Source organism: Aurantiacibacter marinus (assembly GCF_001021555.1).
Lineage (GTDB): Bacteria > Pseudomonadota > Alphaproteobacteria > Sphingomonadales > Sphingomonadaceae > Alteraurantiacibacter > Alteraurantiacibacter marinus.
In genome coordinates this window covers 245,074-262,458 of sequence record NZ_LDCP01000001.1, presented here as the reverse complement: position 1 = coordinate 262,458, position 17,385 = coordinate 245,074, and the positions used below count along the sequence as shown (strand labels likewise).

Below are 17,385 nucleotides of genomic sequence, written 5' to 3'. Positions count from 1 at the left end.
TTCAGGTGGATGCGGTATGTGTGTGTCCATGACGGACACAGCAAGCATCGCGAATGATCGGTTTGGACTGGGTGCGACACCGCAAACACGCGTGCCGGGTGACGTCCGCGGCTGGCTTGCCCAGCAATTGCAGGACTTCGATCCTGCGCCAGCCGGTATGCCGCGATTGCTTTCTATCGAAGACTTGATCCTTGGCGTTGCAGACGTCCGCAACGAGACGCAGATGGCGCGCCGGTCAAACGATATGGCGGAGCAGGAGGCGGCGAGAGAGAGCCGCCGCGATGTCAGGCAGCGCGACCGGCGTAATTTGTTCGAGGCCAGCGCTGCACGGCTGCGTATTGCAGCGCAAAGCGAAACACCATTTGCAGAGCGTCTGGTACATTTCTGGTCCAACCATTTCGCCGTGTCGGCAGAGCGGCTGCCAGTATATTCGCTTGCCGCCGAATATGAATTTTCGGCCATCCGGCGCAATCTCAGCGGAAATTTCGCCGATTTGCTGCGCGCTGCGGTTTTCCATCCTGCCATGCTGCTGTTCCTGGACCAGACCCGATCGGCAGGCCCCAATTCTACCCTGATACAGCGGATCAACAGGCGTCGCCGCAATGCGCAATTGGGCCTGAACGAGAATCTGGCGCGCGAAGTTCTGGAACTGCATACGATGGGCGTGCGAAGCGGATACACTCAGGACGATGTGGTCGAGCTGGCGCGCGCGCTGACCGGCTGGACCGTTGCTGGCCTTGGCCCCAACGGCATGCGCCGGATCATTGAAGGGGCACCTGGCGAAACCGCGTTTGTGGAAGATCTGCACGAACCCGGTACACGCACCGTAATCGGCAACCGGTATTCCCAGAATGGCGCTTTGCAAGCGATCGCGATTCTTGGTGACCTGGCAATGCATCCAGCCACAGCGCGTCATCTGGCGACTAAGCTGGCGCGCCACTTCATCGCTGATACTCCGCCCGAAAGCGCCATTGCGCGGCTCGAGCGCGCTTATCTGGACAGCGGCGGGGAGCTTTCTGCCGTATATTCTGCCCTTATCGATGCGCCCGAGGCGTGGTCAGCCCCGCGCACCAAATTCCGCACCCCGTGGGACTGGATGACGGCGTCTGCCAGAGCGCTCGGCCCAGAAGCGATCCCGCGCAATGCGCAAGGCGTGCACCGTCTGATGGATATGCTCGGCCAGCCTGTCTGGTATCCGGGCAACCCTTCTGGCTGGGGAGATATTGCAAGCGACTGGGCTTCTCCCGGCGCGCTTCTGACCCGTGTGGAAGTCGCCAATCGGTTGACCGCCAATGGCGTACGCGGCGCCGATCCGCGCAGTCTTTCGGCAGCTGTCCTGGGTGAAGCTTTACTGCCTTCCACCGCGCAGGCAATTGCGCGGGCCGAGGCCCCCACAATGGGCATGGCACTGCTGCTTTCCAGCCCTGAATTCATGCGGAGATAGGATGTGAAATTGAATCTCACCCGCCGCCATATGCTGCTTGCCTCTGCCATAGCGGGGGCTGGTATCGCCTTTCCGCGCACTGCGTTTGCAGCAGGGCAGGATAAGCGTTTCGTGTTCGTGCTCCAGCGCGGTGCCGCAGACGGACTGGCGCTGGTCCAGCCGCATGGCGACCCGGCACTGCGATCGTTGCGCGAACGGCTGGTGAATGAAGATGCGCATCCGCTGGACGGCTTTTTCGCGCTGCATCCGGCGCTGGTCCGGACCGCCCAGATGTTTGACACGGGCGAGGCCCGGGCATGGCACGCTGTTGCCACAGGCTATCGGCAGCGTTCGCACTTCGATGCGCAAAATGTCCTCGAAAGCGGCAATCCGCGACCTTACGCTTCGCGCACAGGCTGGCTTGGCCGCCTGTTGCCGCTGCTCCCTGGTGCACCCGGCCCGCTTGCGCTGTCCGCCGCTGTCCCGCTGACGCTGCGCGGTGATATCCAGGTGGGAACCTATGCACCAAACCGGCTGCCTGATCCCAGCGAAGACCTACTGAACCGCGTCGCCATGATGTATGGTGAAGATGCGGCGCTTGGCCCCCTGTGGGACGAGGCCATGCGGACCCGCATGCTGGCGAGTGATATCGGCGACAATGCCGGTCGTGGCGGACAGCAAATTGGCGAACTCGCATCCTCCTTGATGATGGCCGAAGGCGGCCCGCGCGTAATGATGGTGGAAACCGGCGGCTGGGACACGCACCAGGGCCAGCCGGGACGGCTCAATCAGCAATTGCGGGGGCTCGACGGACTGCTTGGCTCGCTGCGCGACGGGCTTGGGGATGTGTGGAACGACACAATCGTGCTGGTGGCGACCGAATTCGGCCGGACTGCCGCAATCAACGGATCGCTCGGCACGGACCATGGTACGGCGTCTGCCGCATTGCTTCTGGGCGGAGCGTTGCCCAGTGGTGCCAAGGTGATTGCTGACTGGCCGGGCCTTGCCTCCAACCAGCTTTACGAAGGCCGCGATTTGCGCCCGACAGGCGATCTTCTGGCGCTGGCTACTGGCGCGGTTGCCGAACATTTCGGCATCGACCCGGCCCGCGCACTCGCTGCTTTGGGCTCTGCCTAATAGAACAACGTAATGGCGGTACAGACCGCCGCGCCGACTGCGAGGTTCATTGGCACGCCGATTTTCAGAAAGTCAGTGAAGCGGTAATTTGCCGCGCCGTAAACCAGTGTATTTGTCTGGTATCCTATCGGCGTCGCAAAGCTCGCGCTCGCGCCAATCATCACGGCCACCACCAATTGCCGCGGATCGATCCCGGCAGCCTGCGCCAGTCCGATGGCGATCGGCGTCATGATGACCGCCACGGCATTGTTGGTGACGGTTTCTGTCATGATACTGGTGATCGCATAGACCAGCACCAGCACCAGCAGCGGTGATCCTCCGGCAATAAGCGGCTGAAGCCAATCGACGATCAGCTGCATCGTGCCTGCATTGGACAGGCCCTGACCGAAGGCCAGCATGGCGAAGATCAGCACCAGTGTACTGCCATCAAGGCTGGACCATGCCTCATCCGGTTCGACGCAGCGTGTGAGGAGTACTACGGCCACGCCCATAATCGCCATCGCCTCTATCGGGAAACCGAACAGCGCAGCACCGATGACGACTGCGGCCAGCGTCGCGATCGCGATTGGCGCCTTGTCGCGGCGGAACGAACGGATGCCGCTTTCGGTGACATGGGTCAGCTGGACATTGGCCTGAAGCGACGCCGCCGCGTCCGATGTGGCGGCGATCAGCAGACGGTCGCCCGCGCGAACCCGCACATCGGCCAGTGTCGGCCCGGCAAGATGGCGAGGGCGTGCAATACCGAGCACACGAACTTGCAATCGCGACAGCAACGGAATTTCGGCCAGTCGCCGGCCGATGATCGGATGCGATGCGGAAACCACCGCCTCTACCACGCGAAGGTCGGCCGGTCGCCGATCCTTGCGGGTGACAACGCCGCCACCAAGTCCGACCAGTCCGATCCGGAAATCCACCGCTTCGGCAAGCGAGGCAAGCTCTTCAGGAGATGCGGAGATGACGAATTGATCGCCTTCTTCCAATGGGACATTTTCAATAGACGACCGGTCAAGATCGCGGCCGTTCTGCTTGGCCAGAAAATTGAGGCCCGGTCGCCGCGCAAAACTGGTGTCTGCCAGCGCCTTGCCCGTCATGCGGCTGTGTTCCTGCACTGTCAGGTGCGAAAGATAGAGATCGCTCTCGCTCTCTTCATCCTCTGCGCGCGGACCGCGTGCGGGAAGCAGGATGGGCGCAAGAATGGCAACAACCACCAGGCCCGCCGCCGCCGCCGCAAGACCAGCAATGGTGATTTCAAAGATGCCGAACGGCTCCAGCCCAGCTTCCTGCGCCACGCCGTCCACCAGCAGGTTGGTGGACGTGCCGATCAGGGTCAGCGTACCGCCAAGGATCGACAGATAGCTGAGCGGGATCAGCAACCGGGTGGACGCCATCTTGAGCACCCGTGCAAGGCGTTTGACGATAGGGATCATGACGATCACGACCGGCGTATTGTTCATGAAGGCGGACGCAATCAGGGTCCCGCCGGCGATCTCTCCCAACGCCAGCGCGGGGCGGCGCAGCGTGCGGCGGATAACCCAGCCGGAAACAGCCTCCAGCGCGCCGGTGCGCAGCAATGCACCTGACAGGATGAACATCGCCGCAATGGTGATCGGGGCAGAATTGCCGAACACGGCCAGCATCTGGTCGCTCGGCAAATATCCCAGCACCATCATGGCGGCGGCACCCATGATCGCCACGACCACGGGCGGGCGGCGCTCCAGAGCAAAAGCAACGAACAGGCTGACCAGCAGCGCAAGCCCGATAGGGGCCGAATATTCGGTCAGCATCCGGACAAATCATTCATCGGCATAGGTTTTGCACTTTGTCCAAATCGCGTGGCCTGTCCATTGGATTCGCCAATCATGCCAGTGCTACCAGGGAACGGAGCTGCCATCGTAATTTAGGAATACGTGGCGTGGTTCTCGTTCAGCTTCCAGCACGTCGACCATACCGGTTACACTGGTATCCACATCCAGCGGAGCATCTGGCCCGCCCATATCGGTTTGTACCCAGCCGGGATGCAATGAAATCACGCCCACGCCGCGGTCCTTCGCATGGTTTTCGAACAGCGAACGGGCCAGCATGTTCTGGGCTACTTTGGAGATGCGATAGAGGTTCATTCCGCCAGAAGAATCGTCGATGGAGCCCATCTTGCTGCTCATCATGGCGATTGTTCCGCCGCGCTTCAGCAGTGGCAGAAGGGTAAGAGCGCACTGGATCGGTGCGGTGGCGTTGGTGTGCAGGATATCGGCTACATTGCCGTGGGCAAGGTCGGTAAGCCCCTGTTTGCGGCCGCCGTAGACACCGGCGTTAACAACCAGCAAATCGATTGAGCCATCGGCACATTTATCACGGATAGCTGCGACGCTGTCTGCACCGGTCACGTCACACTTCACGATTTCGATTTGCGAACCGGTCGTCTCGGCAGCCTGGTGCAGATCGCCGCTTTCGCTGCGCTCCGTGGCGATGACCTTGTAACCGCGCCCGGCCAGTTCCTTGGCATAGCCAAGCCCAAGTCCGCGCGACGCGCCGATGATGATTGCTGTCTTGTCGCTCATGTCATGCTCCGTTTGTTCACAAGGGAAAGCGAGCGAACGCTGCGCAAGTTCCGCGGCCTAGCGTTTGCGGAAGCGGAAATACCAGACTTCATGTTTGAAGGTATTGCGCGCCTTGTATTCGTACCGCGTTTCGGGCCATCCGGATGGGCGATTGCGGAAATCGTCAGGGCCGTCGATCACCCATTCGAAATCATCGCGGAAACGGCGCATCACCATCAGCGCGTGGCGCACATAGATGTCGTGATCGGTGCCGAAGCGAAATTCGCCGCCGGGTTTCAGCTTGTCCGCGATCATGCGTACCGGGCCATCGTTCATCATGCGCCGCTTGGCATGACGCGCCTTGGGCCAGGGGTCCGGGTGGAGCAGGTACACCATCGTTAGCGAGTTGTCGGGAATGCGCGCCAGCACTTGCAGCGCGTCTCCGTGGTGCAGGCGGACATTGGCGAGCGTGCCGTCACGGACATGGGTCAGCGCCTGTGCCACGCCGTTCAGGAATGGCTCTGCCCCGATGAACCCGTGGTTGGGGAGCAGATCAGCGCGGTAGGCGAGATGTTCGCCGCCGCCGAAACCGATTTCGAAATGCATCGGGCAATCTTCGCCGAACAGGCTGGTGGCCGTCACCTCGCCTTCCTCCGGTACCGCGATTTGCGGCAGCAGATTGTCGACCAGATCCTGCTGTGCGGCGCGCAGGGGTTTGCCCTGGCTGCGGCCATACAACCGTTTCAGCGTGGTCGGATCGCCTTCCTTGTGTGCACTCATTTGCCAGCCTCTTAGAGAAAACGGGGCCGTAAAGAAAAAGTCCCCGGAAGCGCAAGGACATTGCCCTCGCTAACTTCCGGGGTACTTTCGGGTACCCCCCGTCCACCAGGGACGAAATAGGCTAAATCAGTCGGCTTTTCAGGCAGCCTCGGCCTCTACGTCGGGATCGCGCAGCACATAGCCCCGGCCCCATACGGTTTCGATATAATTGTCCCCGCCGCATGCGCTGGAAAGCTTCTTGCGCAGCTTGCAGATGAACACGTCGATGATTTTCAGTTCAGGCTCGTCCATGCCGCCATACAGGTGGTTGAGGAACATTTCCTTGGTCAGCGTGGTGCCCTTGCGAAGCGAGAGCAGTTCCAGCATCGCATATTCCTTGCCGGTCAGGTGAACGCGGGCGCTTTCGACTTCGACAGTCTTGGCATCCAGGTTCACGGCCAGCTTGCCGGTGCGGATGATCGACTGGCTGTGGCCCTTCGAACGGCGCACAACGGCGTGGATGCGGGCGACCAGTTCGTCGCGGTGGAATGGCTTGGTCACGTAATCGTCTGCGCCAAAACCGAAGGAGCGGATCTTGCTGTCCATTTCGGCAATGCCGGAAAGGATCAGAACCGGCGTCTGCACCTTGGCAACGCGCAGCTTCTTCAGCACGTCATATCCGTGCATGTCCGGCAGATTGAGGTCGAGCAGAATGATGTCGTAATCATACAGCTTGCCCAGATCGAGGCCTTCCTCGCCCAGATCGGTCTGATAGACATTAAAGCCTTCAGTGGTGAGCATGAGTTCAATCGCCTTGGCGGTTGTTGGCTCGTCTTCGATCAGCAAAACACGCATTGTAGGGTCCCCTTACAGTTCCCGAGAAATTATCTGTCTCGTGGTAACCCCCCGGTAGGAGGTGTTGCCATGAATTAACCACGACACTTCTCTCCAAAAAAGGTTAACAATCGGTTTCGCACGTTAAGACTTTTTGGTGAGTCTTCCTTGCCACAGGGGAAAGGCGTTAATTTCGCGGCCGTTCGACGCCCAAGAATGTGAAGGTTTTCGCGCTTTGCATCGCGATGATGGCTTGCTGCAACTTTGTCGCCCATGGCCCGGCCTCTGGCCCGCACGGCGCAAGCAACCCGGACAACCAGCACAGGAACGCTAATCTCCAGCAACCGTTGCGAGAATGAATTTCAATTTCGTCGCCATTGCATCCCATACACCCCGGAGATGTGATCATCTGTCGCGGCCTCACGGGAGCTTTCGATGACCAAGATACAAACATGCAATCCTGCCACTGGCGAAACACTGGCAACATACGACCTCATGTCCGAGCAGGAAGCGTTCGGCAAAATCGAACATGCACAGAGCGCCTTTCTGGACTGGCGCGAGAAGAGCCATGAGGAGCGGGCGGAGTATCTTCGCCAGATTGCCAAGGTTCTGCGCGGCAATTCCGACAGGATTTCGCAGCTTATGACGCGCGAGATGGGCAAGCTGCTGCGCGACGGCGCAACCGAAGTCGAACTGTGCGCCGGCATCTTCGAATACACTGCTGAGAACGGCCCCGCTGAACTTGCCGATCAGGAGCGCGAGTATAGCGGCGGTGAAAAGCGCGGCATTGTGTCGTTTGCGCCGATCGGCATTATCTACAGCGTCCAGCCGTGGAATTTCCCGCTGTATCAGCCCGCGCGCGTCCTTGCGGCCAATCTGATGGCGGGGAACGCTGTAATCCTGAAGCACGCATCCATCTGCACCGGCAGCGGACTGCTGCTGCGCGATCTGTGCCTTGAAGCTGGCCTGCCTGCGGGCCTTTTCGACGTGGTTCTTGTTGGCCATGATCTTTCCGACAAGATCATCGAGCACAAGCTCATTCGCGCCGTCACCATGACAGGAAGCGATGGCGCGGGCAGCCATATTGGCGAACTTGCAGCCAAGAATTTGAAGAAGACCGTGCTCGAGCTGGGATCAAACGATGCCTATCTCGTGCTGGCAGACGCGGATATCGAGCTGGCAGTCAAAACCTGCGTGCAAGGCCGCCTTTATAATAACGGCGAGACATGCGTATCGGCAAAGCGCTTCGTTGTGGTCGATGCCGTGTATGACGCGTTTGTATCCGCCTTTGTCGATCAGATGAAGGCTACCAAGATGGGTGATCCCAACGATGAGGATACTCAGCTTGGACCAGTAAGCAGCAAGGAACAGTTCGATACGCTGGTCGAGCAAGTCGGCAAGAGCGTTGACGGCGGCGCGACCCTGCTGTGCGGCGGTGACCCTGAGGAGGGGCGCGAAGGGTTCTATTATCCAGCCACCGTTCTGGCCGATTGCAAGCCCGGCACCCCCGCCTATGACGACGAATTGTTCGGCCCGGTCGCCTCGGTCATCCGTGCAAAGGATGATGAAGACGCCATGCGTATTGCAAACGACAGCCGCTATGGCCTCGGCGGCGGTATTTTCAGCAAGGACGAGGACAAGGCGATCAAATTGGCCCGTGATCATTTCGACACCGGCATGGTCCGCATCAATTCGTTTGGAGCGGCCGATCCAAACATGCCGTTCGGCGGCGTGAAAGATTCCGGATACGGGCGTGAACACGGCGGTTTCGGCATGAAGGAATTCGTGAACACGAAGGCCATCTTCCTGCCCTGATCACGGCGAACGCCGGACACGCACAATCCTATCTGGAGAATACCCAATGCAAATCCTCATCGCCGGATCGACCGGCAAGACCGGCCAGCACCTCGTTCGCGAACTGCAAGGCAGGGGGCATGCCCCCGTCGCGATGGTACGGCAAAGCTCCGACACCAGCGGCCTGCCAGACGGTGTCGAACAACGCGTCGGGGATCTGACCGATCTTGCCGATGACATTACCGATGGCTGCGAAGTCGTGGTGTTTGCTGCAGGCGCGGGCGGCGGATCGTCGGAAGAGATGACTGACAAGGTCGACCGTGATGGCGCAATGGCGCTGATCGACCTGTCAGTCTCGAAAGGCGTGCGCCGCTTCGTCATGTTGAGCAGTGTTGGGGCCGGTGATCCGGACCCGGACAGCGATCTTGCGCATTACCTTGAGGCAAAACACGCCGCGGATGAGCACCTGATGGCCACGCCATTGGAATATGCGATCCTGCGGCCCGTCGCATTGACGGATGACGCAGTCACGGGCGAGGTGCGACTTGGTGAGAATGCAGATCCGTCCGGAAAGGCCAGCCGCGCAGAAGTTGCCAAACTGCTCGCCGATGCTGCGGAAGCGCCTGAGTGGGTGGGCAAAGTACTAAGGATGGAAAGCGTGATTTGAGCTACGGGGGATGTGCCGCCATCAGTGGAGGATCACATCCCCGCCAGCTTCTTCGCCCGCCTTCTCTGCACTGAAGAACCAATCCCGATAGCTTCGCGGTATTTCGCTACGGTGCGCCGCGCCAGATCGAACCCCTCCGCCTTCAAAAGCTCAACCAAAGCATCGTCCGACAGCACTTTCTTCGGGTCTTCCGCATCGCACAATGCCTTGATGCGCGCCTTGACTGCCTCCGCACTCGCGCCTTCGCCGCCCTCTCCGCCGCCGACGCCGCTGGTGAAGAAGTATTTCAGTTCAAACGTGCCGCGTTCGCAGTGGAGGAATTTGTTGCTGGTGACGCGGCTGACGGTGCTTTCGTGCATCTCGATCGCCTCGGCCACTGTCTTCAGTGTCAGCGGGCGCAGGTGCGACACGCCTTTGCGGAAGAACCCGTCCTGCTGCTTCACGATTTCGGCGGCGGTTTTCAGGATCGTCTTTTGCCGCTGGTCCAGCGCCTTGATCAGCCAATTGGCATCGGCCAGTTTTTCGGAAAGCCAGCCACGCGCTTCCTTGCCGGGGCAACCGTCCCGCATTTCCAGGTAATAGCTGCGGTTGACGACCAGTTTGGGCAGGGTGGCCTCGTTCAGTTTGATATCCCAGCCGCCATCTGCCCCGGCGCTGATCAGAATATCGGGCACCACGGCCGCACTCGTGCCGCCGCCGAATTGCAGGCCGGGCTTGGGATCGTAGCTGCGCAGCTCGGTCAGCATTTCGGCAAGGTCTTCCTCATCCGCACCGCAAATGCGGCGGATATGGGCAAACGCGCCCTTGGCCACGAGATCGAGGTTGTCGATCATCACTTCCATGCAGGGATCGTAGCGGTCAGCTTCCTTGGCCTGCAACGCGAGGCATTCGGACAATGTGCGCGCGCCGACGCCTGTAGGGTCAAGCGATTGGACGCATTCGAGCGCGCGCTCCACATCGGCAATAGGCACGTTCAACGCCCCGGCAATTTCGCGAAGTGGAGTGGGCAAATATCCCGCCTCGTCCAGCAGGCCGATAATATGGCGCGCAATGAAGGCGGCGTGTTGGTCCGGCGCGCAGGCGCCGACTTGCGCTTCCAGATGATCGGCCAGCGAAAGCTCTGCGCCTTCGCGGTTTTCAAGGTCCGGTCCGTCCTCCCCGCCGCCGCTGGACATTTGCGCGGACCAGTCGCCCGTATCGCGGTCCCGGTCGAGCGCGCTGGTGTCTATATCAAGCGCGCGTTCCCCCTCGGCAGACGTTGCATCGCGGGGTTCGGCCTCCACAGGGGCTTCCCGCTCTTCGCTGCGAATTTCGCCTGCCTCCAGCAGCGGATTGCTTTCCAGCGCATCGCCGATGAAGGTTTCAATTTCCAGATTGGACAATGCCAGCAGCTTGATCGCCTGCTGCAACTGCGGCGTCATCACCAGCGATTGGGATTGGCGCAGGTCTAGGCGGGGACCGAGGGCCATTAGTTTTGCCCGCTATCGCTCGAGCGGTGCCAGCCTGTGGGCTGACACCGCGCCCCAGCCTGCGGGCTGGGATGAAGCATCATAGGGTAAAGTTGTCGCCGAGATACAGGCGGCGCACATTCTCGTCTGCGACCAGTTCCTGCGGGCTGCCGGCGAACAGCACCTGCCCACCGTAGATAATGCAGGCGCGGTCCACGATTTCCAGCGTTTCGCGAACGTTGTGGTCGGTGATCAGCACGCCGATGCCGCGGTTTTTCAAATCCGCCACCAGATCGCGAATATCGCTGATCGACAGCGGGTCGATTCCGGCAAAGGGTTCGTCAAGCAACATGATGGAAGGGCTGGCCGCCAGGGCGCGCGCAATTTCGCAGCGCCGCCGTTCACCGCCAGAAAGCGCCATCGCGGGGCTGGAACGCAGGCGGGTAAGGCCAAATTCATCGAGCAGCCGTTCCAGTTCGCGGGCGCGGGTGGCCTTGTCCGGCTCTACCATTTCCAGCACGCAATTGATGTTCTGTTCCACCGTCATCCCGCGAAAAATACTGGTTTCCTGCGGCAGATAGCCCAGGCCCAGGATTGCGCGGCGGTACATCGGCAGGCGCGTTACATCGACGCCGTCCATCAGGATGCGGCCGCTGTCAGGCTTCACCAGCCCCATAATCGAATAGAAGCACGTCGTCTTGCCCGCGCCGTTGGGGCCGAGCAGGCCGAGCACTTCGCCCTTCCCGACACTGAGCGATATGTCGGAGAGCACGCTGCGCTTGTCATAGCTTTTGGCGATGGACACGACTTCGAGCCCGCCTTCCGGCGGCAGTTTCGGGGCCGCATGGGAAGGGGCCTCTGCGATGGCTTGCACCAAGGCATCTTCGTCAAGAGTTTCGTTATCGAGAGGGCTCATCCCACCACTTCTAGCATGTGAAGCACGGGTTTGAAGAGTGTTTGGCAAGATTCGTGCATGACTTGTCCCAAAATCTCTCAACCGTTCGCCTGATTGGCAGCCAAGCTTGAATTGTGCCAGCAAATTTGAAATACAGTTAAACAAGGACTGGAAAGGGGATTCTGATGGCAAAAGCGCTTTCGCACCGATCGCACGGGCAAGAGCCGGCGGTTGCGCAATCGGAAACAGGGATAGACTGGCGCCGCAAGGTAAGCGATCACGTGGCGTTCGGCCTGCTGGTTTACACCGGCCTGCACATTTTCCTGACCATGCAGGAACTTAAGACGGGCCATGGCTCTGTTCTGCCGTATTTCGCGCTTATCGTGCTGGTTGCCGCCATTATTCCGGCTTGCCGCTGGCTTGAAATGCGCTGGGAACGGCTCACTGATTCAGAAGCGACCGATCCGGATCTTGCGCCCGTTTTCCGCAAGGAAATGATCTTGCTGTGGTGCGCGGCAATCGGCCTTCCTGTGGCGCTGACATTCGGCTTCCAGGGTATCGCCGCACTCTTCTGAAAACACTCGCACGCCTTTTTGCCCCGCTCCTGCTGGTCCTCCCGTTAGCTGGGGGCGTTGCAACTGCGCAGGCAGCGATTGTGCCAGATGCCCCCGCGTCCGAGGCCGTGCCGAACGCGCCCGAAGCGGGATCCATCGAGGTCGAACAGGTTGACGGCGCGGATGATCGCATCGCCGCGCGCCTCGCCGATATTTTCGCCAACGTGCCCAGCCTTTCTGCTGTGACGGTCAGCGTATCCGAAGGCGTCGTTTCCCTGACAGGCACTGCGCCCGATGCGGAGGCCGCGGCGAGGGCGGAAAGCATCGCCATCGGAGTGGACGGCGTGGTAACGGTTGAAAATGCGATCGAACGCGATGTTTCGGTGAACATCGGTGCGGGCGTAGGCGGGCTGGAGGACAAGCTTCGGGACGCCTGGCGGATGGTGCCCTTGGTGGGTTTTGCGGTGGTGGTTGGCCTGCTGATTGCAGGTTTCGGCTATTTGCTCGCGTCCTTTCGCGGCCTGTGGACCCGGATCGCGCCCAATGTCTTTCTGGCCGAGCTAATCTCCAGCGCACTGCGTTTCATATTCGTTATTCTCGCCGCGGTGGTTGCGCTCGATATGATCGGTGCGGGCGCTCTGATGGGCGCGGTACTGGGCGGTGCAGGCGTGATTGGTGTCGCCCTGGGCTTTGCCATGCGCGACACGATCGAGAATTATGTCGCCAGCCTGATGCTCAGTTTGCGCCAGCCGTTCCGCGCCAATGATCACGTTGTGATCGAGGGTCAGGAGGGCCGCGTGATCCGGCTGACCAGCCGCGCCACTATAATGATGACGCTGGATGGCAACCACCTGCGCATTCCCAATTCCACCGTCTTCAAAGGCACGATCCTCAACTACACCCGCAACCCTCAGCGACGGTTCGATTTTGTGCTGGGCGTGGATGCGGATGACGATGCAGAGGCTGCGCGCTGCCTGGGGCAGGAAACACTTGGTGGCTTGTCTTTCGTGCTGAACAATCCAGCTGCCGAGGTACGGATTGTCGAAGTAGGCGATTCCAACGTGGTTCTAAGGTTCCTTGGCTGGATCGATCAGCGCGAGGCCGATTTCCACAAGGCCAGAAGCCGCTCCATTGCAGCCTGTAAGGGCGCGCTGGAGGACGCAGGCTTCGCTTTGCCGGAACCGATTTATCGCCTGCGCTTCGACCAGCGCACTGCCAGCCTGCCATTCGAAAACGTCAGCGAGCGTCCCGCGCCTTCGCCCGCACCGCCGCCCGCGCCGAAAGCTCCGAAATCGCCAGCCCGCTCACTTGAAGAAGAAGACGTCGCGCCCGAAAACGAAGTCGAGCGCATGGTTGATGCGGAGCGGCAGGATGCGGGAGAGCAGAAGAACGACCTGCTCGATAGCGACAGACCAGTGGAGTAGAGTTCACGCTCGTTGAAATGCGCGCAAACTGGCGAAAACCAGATTGATCGCCTCGGGCTAGATTGGTTGAAGATCTGCCGTGGCATTTCCCACTGGAGGCGCAATTTTCTCGCGCAATGGGACTGCGCCATGATGGATGGCCGTTCCGGCCATTGTGGCCAGCAATCCCACAACCAAGCTGTCGAAGACCATAAGACCCCAAACAAGCGCGTCGGGTGCGCCGAATGCCCAGTCGTGGTTCTTGCTGTGCAGAAACTGCAGTGGCAGCCAAACCAGTGCAGCGAAGACGAGAATTCGTATGGCCGCCAGCCAGCCATTTCGAAATACGCTGCCCAAGCTGCTTTCCCGGTTGCCGGAAAGCCCGTGCACCAGCAAGACGATGAGTGGCAGCGTGGCCAAACCGAGGGCAATATCGATCCATCCCGCTTTCTCTTCCCCGATACTACTTTCAAGAAGTTTTCCGGGTAACGAAGTCAGCACAGTCAGAACGATAGCAATGCCAACATTGCGCCAGCCAATGGCCGAGAGATCCCACCACCGCTGTCCGGTACGTAACCCTCCCCAGAAACGGACCGCCGCGAATATCGCCAGAACCAATCCGGCTATCTTGATGTACCCGAAGGCCCACCGTGTAGGATCATCCGCCAAAGCCACCCCGGCATCGCGGCTTTCGAACATGCCTATCTGTATCTCGGCGATGTGTTGAGCAAATTCAGGCAACACAATCAGCGCAGGAATAAGCGGGGCCATTCGCCAGATGCGCAACCCGTCGCGCAGGACTTCTGCCATTCTATTCAAGAGCAATCGAACCATGCCTGTTTCCCATTGCGATACGTCCAGTCCGGCCCGACACTTTTCTGCCGTAGCGATCTACGTTTAGCGCAGCGTCGCGAATGTTTGCAAACAGCTTGATAACAGGCAGTTTTTTTACCCTACCCCTTCGCGCGCTCAATCGCTTCAATCACAACCTGCTTGGCTTCAGCAGTGTCGCCCCACTTACCGACACGGACCCACTTTTCAGCTTCGAGATCCTTGTAATGGGTGAAGAAGTGCTCGATCTGCTGCATGATGATGCTCGGCAAATCCTTCGTTTCGGCAACGTCCGAATAATACGGGAACGTCGTGTCCACCGGCACGCAGATCAGCTTTTCATCGCCGCCATGCTCGTCTTCAAGGTTCAGCACGCCGATGGGACGGGCGCGGACAACGCAGCCTGCGATGAAGGGGGAACGGGCAATCACGAGCGCGTCCAGCGGATCGCCGTCGGGGCTGAGTGTATGCGGCACGAAGCCGTAATTGGCCGGGTAACGCATCGGCGTATGCAGGATGCGGTCCACGAACAACGCGCCCGAAGGCTTGTCAAATTCATATTTCACCGGTTCGCCGCCCGTTGGGACTTCGATGATGACGTTAAGGCTTTCCGGCGGATTGTCGCCCGTCGGGATATGTTCGATGCGCATAATAAGTCTCACTTGCAGGGCGGGAGCCGCGCTCCGCCATCAGGCTGAAAATACAGGGCGCGCCTAGCTTAAGCGCGAGAGCATTGCCAGTGCGGCGTGCGGACCTTAAGTGCCGCCCCATGGCAAAAGGCAATACACCACAAGCAATTCGCGGGACGCAGGACATTTTCGGGCCGGAGGCGGAGGCGTTTGCCTTTGTGGTCGAAACATTTGAGCGAGTGCGAAAGCTTTACCGTTTCCGCCGCGTGGAAATGCCGGTGTTCGAAAAGACCGAAGTGTTCAGCCGCGCGATTGGCGAGACGACCGATGTTGTCTCCAAGGAAATGTATTCGTTCGAGGATCGCGGCGGCGACTCGCTCACCTTGCGGCCCGAATTCACCGCCGGGATTGCGCGCGCGTATCTATCCAACGGCTGGCAGCAGCACGCGCCGCTGAAGGTGGCGACGCACGGCCCGCTGTTCCGGTACGAGCGCCCGCAAAAGGGCCGCTACCGCCAGTTCCACCAGATCGATGCCGAGATCATCGGCGCAGGCGAACCGCAGGCCGATGTGGAGCTGCTGGCGATGGCTGACCAGTTGCTGAAGGAGCTGGGCATCGAGGGCGTGACCCTGCACCTCAACACGCTGGGCGATGGGGACAGCCGGGAGGCATGGCGCGCGGCGCTGGTCGAGTATTTCAGCGCGGTGAAGGATGAGCTTTCCGAAGATTCGCAGGAGCGGCTGGAGAAGAACCCGCTTCGCATTCTCGACAGCAAGGACCGCCGCGACCAGAAATTCGTGGCCGATGCGCCCAAGATCGATGCGTTCCTGTCCGATGAGGCGAAGGCGTTTTTCGAGGCCGTGACCAGCGGGCTGGATGCAGCGGGCGTCAAATGGAAGCGCGCCGAAAGCCTTGTGCGCGGGCTGGATTACTATCGCCACACGGCGTTTGAATTCATTCCCGACGAAGGCTCGGCAGCGGCGGATGCTCTGGGTTCGCAGAGCACCATCTTGGGCGGTGGGCGCTATGACGGACTGATGGAATCGCTCGGCGGCGCGCCAACGCCTGCGGTCGGCTGGGCCGCCGGGATCGAGCGGCTGGCTATGTTGGTTTCCGTGCGACCTGAGGTTGCAGAGGTCGCCATCGCAGCGGAATCGGACGAGCGCGTTGGCGAAGCGTACGAGCTTGCACAACACCTTCGCAAAGAGGGGCTTTCGGTCGAGGTCTTTGCGAGCGGTGGCAAGCGCAAACGTTATGACAAGGCGAGGAAATCAGAACCGCTGAACCTCATTTCGATGGATTTCCGCGATGGGGAGGCATCCACGAACATCGCTTCTGATGATACTGATGATGTACGAGCAAGTCGGTTGGAACGACTGGTCGAGGAATTTCGACGGGCTCGAAAATGACCATCCCCGCCGAACGCCTGCGACAGATCGCCAACCGCTTTGCCGAGCTTGAGGCGCGCATGGCGTCGGGGCAGCTTGAGGGCGAGGAGTTCGTTCAGGCGTCGCGCGACTATGCCGAGCTGGAGCCGGTCGCCAAATCCTCTGCCGAAGTGCAGGCCATGCGCGAGGAAATTGCGGGCCTGACAGAAATGCTCGCCGATCCCGAAATGAAGGCCATGGCGGAGGAGGAGCTTGCCGCGATCCAGCAGCGCCTGCCGCTGGCCGAAAAGCAGCTGGCGCTCGCCATGCTGCCCAAAGATAGCGCGGATGCAAAGCCGGCCATGCTGGAAATCCGTGCAGGCACGGGCGGCGATGAAGCTGCTCTGTTCGCCGGCGATCTGTTCCGCATGTACGAACGTTTCGCGGCGGAATGCGGCTGGAAGGTGGAGACGGTCAGCATGAATGCCGCTGAAGTCGGCGGCTTCAAGGAAATCGTCGCCAACATCAAAGGCACCGGCGTGTTCGCCAAGCTGAAGTTTGAAAGCGGCGTCCACCGGGTGCAGCGTGTTCCTGTCACCGAAAGCGGCGGGCGGATTCACACCTCTGCCGCCACCGTGGCCGTCCTGCCGGAGCCGGACGAGGTTGACATCCATATCGACGCGACGGATCTGAAAATCGACACCTACCGCGCCAGCGGGGCGGGCGGGCAGCACGTGAATACTACCGACAGCGCGATTCGCATCACGCATGAACCAAGCGGCATCGTCGTCACCTGTCAGGATGGCCGCAGCCAGCACAAGAACAAGGAAAAGGCGATGCAGGTGCTGCGCGCGCGCCTGTACGAACAACAGCGCGAAAGCGTGGCTGGGGCAGAGGCAGAGGCGCGCAAGGCGATGGTCGGCAGCGGCGACCGCTCCGAACGCATCCGCACCTACAATTTCCCGCAAGGCCGCGTCACCGATCACCGCATCGGGCTGACCCTGCACAAGCTGGAAGAAGTGCTTGCTGGTCCGGGCCTGCGCGAACTTACCGACGCGCTCATTGCAGAGGACGAGGCCAAGCGGCTGGCGGCGATGGATGAGTGATGAG

At 60.4% G+C, this 17,385-nt stretch carries 16 protein-coding genes; 8 read left to right on the top strand and 8 right to left on the bottom strand.

Translation table 11 applies throughout. The features are described 5' to 3' along the window. Window positions 1-28: 28 nt before the first annotated feature. Both AB731_RS01215 and AB731_RS01210 read left to right on the top strand, forming a co-directional pair. Window positions 29-1,444, top strand: coding sequence for a DUF1800 domain-containing protein (locus AB731_RS01215; RefSeq protein WP_047093178.1), 1,416 nt, complete (start codon window positions 29-31; stop codon window positions 1,442-1,444). 3 nt (window positions 1,445-1,447) lie between these two features. Next, window positions 1,448-2,560 (top strand): DUF1501 domain-containing protein, encoded by a 1,113-nt coding sequence (locus AB731_RS01210; protein WP_231638799.1) that lies wholly within the window; start codon window positions 1,448-1,450, stop codon window positions 2,558-2,560. Here AB731_RS01210 and AB731_RS01205 read toward each other — a convergent pair. The 4 genes from AB731_RS01205 to ctrA form a co-directional block, all read right to left on the bottom strand. After that, the gene (locus AB731_RS01205; RefSeq protein WP_047092759.1) at window positions 2,557-4,344 is read right to left on the bottom strand and encodes an SLC13 family permease; all 1,788 of its coding nucleotides are present in this window, start codon (window positions 4,342-4,344) and stop codon (window positions 2,557-2,559) included. The two genes, AB731_RS01210 and AB731_RS01205, sit on opposite strands and share 4 nt — an antisense overlap. An 84-nt stretch (window positions 4,345-4,428) precedes the next feature. Continuing rightward, window positions 4,429-5,115, bottom strand: a complete 687-nt coding sequence (locus AB731_RS01200; RefSeq protein WP_047092760.1) for an SDR family NAD(P)-dependent oxidoreductase — start codon at window positions 5,113-5,115, stop codon at window positions 4,429-4,431. A gap of 57 nt (window positions 5,116-5,172) precedes the next feature. Next, entirely contained in the window at window positions 5,173-5,874 is a 702-nt protein-coding gene (gene trmB, locus AB731_RS01195) for a tRNA (guanine(46)-N(7))-methyltransferase TrmB (protein ID WP_047092761.1), read from the bottom strand. 138 nt (window positions 5,875-6,012) lie between these two features. Next, window positions 6,013-6,708 carry a response regulator transcription factor CtrA gene (gene ctrA / locus AB731_RS01190; RefSeq protein ID WP_047092762.1) on the bottom strand — a complete coding sequence of 232 codons (696 nt, stop codon included), beginning with the start codon at window positions 6,706-6,708 and terminating at the stop codon, window positions 6,013-6,015. 414 nt (window positions 6,709-7,122) lie between these two features. Between ctrA and AB731_RS01185 the strand changes: the two genes are divergently transcribed. Further along, entirely contained in the window at window positions 7,123-8,502 is a 1,380-nt protein-coding gene (locus tag AB731_RS01185; protein WP_047092763.1) for an NAD-dependent succinate-semialdehyde dehydrogenase, read from the top strand. A 46-nt stretch (window positions 8,503-8,548) separates the two neighbouring features. Then, on the top strand, window positions 8,549-9,148 hold the full coding sequence (locus tag AB731_RS01180; protein WP_047092764.1) for an SDR family oxidoreductase: 600 nt from the start codon (window positions 8,549-8,551) through the stop codon (window positions 9,146-9,148). Between the two features lie 32 nt (window positions 9,149-9,180). Here AB731_RS01180 and rpoN read toward each other — a convergent pair whose 3' ends face one another. Continuing rightward, the gene (gene rpoN / locus AB731_RS01175) at window positions 9,181-10,617 is read right to left on the bottom strand and encodes an RNA polymerase factor sigma-54 (protein WP_047092765.1); all 1,437 of its coding nucleotides are present in this window, start codon (window positions 10,615-10,617) and stop codon (window positions 9,181-9,183) included. Between the two features lie 79 nt (window positions 10,618-10,696). Then, window positions 10,697-11,512, bottom strand: a complete 816-nt coding sequence (gene lptB, locus AB731_RS01170) for an LPS export ABC transporter ATP-binding protein (RefSeq protein WP_047092766.1) — start codon at window positions 11,510-11,512, stop codon at window positions 10,697-10,699. A gap of 164 nt (window positions 11,513-11,676) precedes the next feature. On the opposite strand from lptB, the gene AB731_RS01165 reads away from it, so the two are divergent. Both AB731_RS01165 and AB731_RS01160 read left to right on the top strand, forming a co-directional pair. Beyond that, window positions 11,677-12,066, top strand: a complete 390-nt coding sequence (locus tag AB731_RS01165; protein WP_047092767.1) for a hypothetical protein — start codon at window positions 11,677-11,679, stop codon at window positions 12,064-12,066. An 80-nt stretch (window positions 12,067-12,146) separates the two neighbouring features. Then, window positions 12,147-13,469: a mechanosensitive ion channel family protein gene (locus tag AB731_RS01160; protein WP_231638798.1), complete on the top strand. Its 1,323-nt coding sequence runs from the start codon at window positions 12,147-12,149 to the stop codon at window positions 13,467-13,469. A gap of 57 nt (window positions 13,470-13,526) precedes the next feature. Here the strand turns inward: AB731_RS01160 and AB731_RS01155 are convergent, their stop codons facing one another. Together AB731_RS01155 and ppa are read right to left on the bottom strand one after the other, a co-directional pair. Beyond that, window positions 13,527-14,258, bottom strand: coding sequence for a hypothetical protein (locus AB731_RS01155; protein WP_047092768.1), 732 nt, complete (start codon window positions 14,256-14,258; stop codon window positions 13,527-13,529). 143 nt (window positions 14,259-14,401) lie between these two features. Beyond that, window positions 14,402-14,929 (bottom strand): inorganic diphosphatase, encoded by a 528-nt coding sequence (gene ppa, locus AB731_RS01150; RefSeq protein WP_047092769.1) that lies wholly within the window; start codon window positions 14,927-14,929, stop codon window positions 14,402-14,404. 119 nt (window positions 14,930-15,048) lie between these two features. Here ppa and hisS point away from each other — a divergent pair, with 119 nt between their 5' ends. Then, complete coding sequence (gene hisS, locus AB731_RS01145) at window positions 15,049-16,317, top strand: histidine--tRNA ligase (RefSeq protein ID WP_047092770.1); 1,269 nt, start codon at window positions 15,049-15,051, stop codon at window positions 16,315-16,317. Beyond that, a complete protein-coding gene (gene prfA, locus AB731_RS01140) occupies window positions 16,314-17,381 on the top strand; it encodes a peptide chain release factor 1 (protein WP_047092771.1) in 1,068 nt (355 codons plus the stop codon). Before hisS ends, prfA begins: the two co-directional genes overlap by 4 nt. Window positions 17,382-17,385: the final 4 nt, after the last annotated feature.

Coding starts and splice junctions, on each gene's coding strand:
- AB731_RS01215 (WP_047093178.1), top strand. CDS start 29: ATGACGGACACAGCAAGCATCGCGAATGATCGGTTTGGACTGGGTGCG.
- AB731_RS01205 (WP_047092759.1), bottom strand. CDS start 4,344: ATGCTGACCGAATATTCGGCCCCTATCGGGCTTGCGCTGCTGGTCAGC.
- AB731_RS01200 (WP_047092760.1), bottom strand. CDS start 5,115: ATGAGCGACAAGACAGCAATCATCATCGGCGCGTCGCGCGGACTTGGG.
- trmB (WP_047092761.1), bottom strand. CDS start 5,874: ATGAGTGCACACAAGGAAGGCGATCCGACCACGCTGAAACGGTTGTAT.
- ctrA (WP_047092762.1), bottom strand. CDS start 6,708: ATGCGTGTTTTGCTGATCGAAGACGAGCCAACAACCGCCAAGGCGATT.
- AB731_RS01185 (WP_047092763.1), top strand. CDS start 7,123: ATGACCAAGATACAAACATGCAATCCTGCCACTGGCGAAACACTGGCA.
- AB731_RS01180 (WP_047092764.1), top strand. CDS start 8,549: ATGCAAATCCTCATCGCCGGATCGACCGGCAAGACCGGCCAGCACCTC.
- rpoN (WP_047092765.1), bottom strand. CDS start 10,617: ATGGCCCTCGGTCCCCGCCTAGACCTGCGCCAATCCCAATCGCTGGTG.
- lptB (WP_047092766.1), bottom strand. CDS start 11,512: ATGAGCCCTCTCGATAACGAAACTCTTGACGAAGATGCCTTGGTGCAA.
- AB731_RS01165 (WP_047092767.1), top strand. CDS start 11,677: ATGGCAAAAGCGCTTTCGCACCGATCGCACGGGCAAGAGCCGGCGGTT.
- AB731_RS01155 (WP_047092768.1), bottom strand. CDS start 14,258: ATGGCAGAAGTCCTGCGCGACGGGTTGCGCATCTGGCGAATGGCCCCG.
- ppa (WP_047092769.1), bottom strand. CDS start 14,929: ATGCGCATCGAACATATCCCGACGGGCGACAATCCGCCGGAAAGCCTT.
- hisS (WP_047092770.1), top strand. CDS start 15,049: ATGGCAAAAGGCAATACACCACAAGCAATTCGCGGGACGCAGGACATT.
- prfA (WP_047092771.1), top strand. CDS start 16,314: ATGACCATCCCCGCCGAACGCCTGCGACAGATCGCCAACCGCTTTGCC.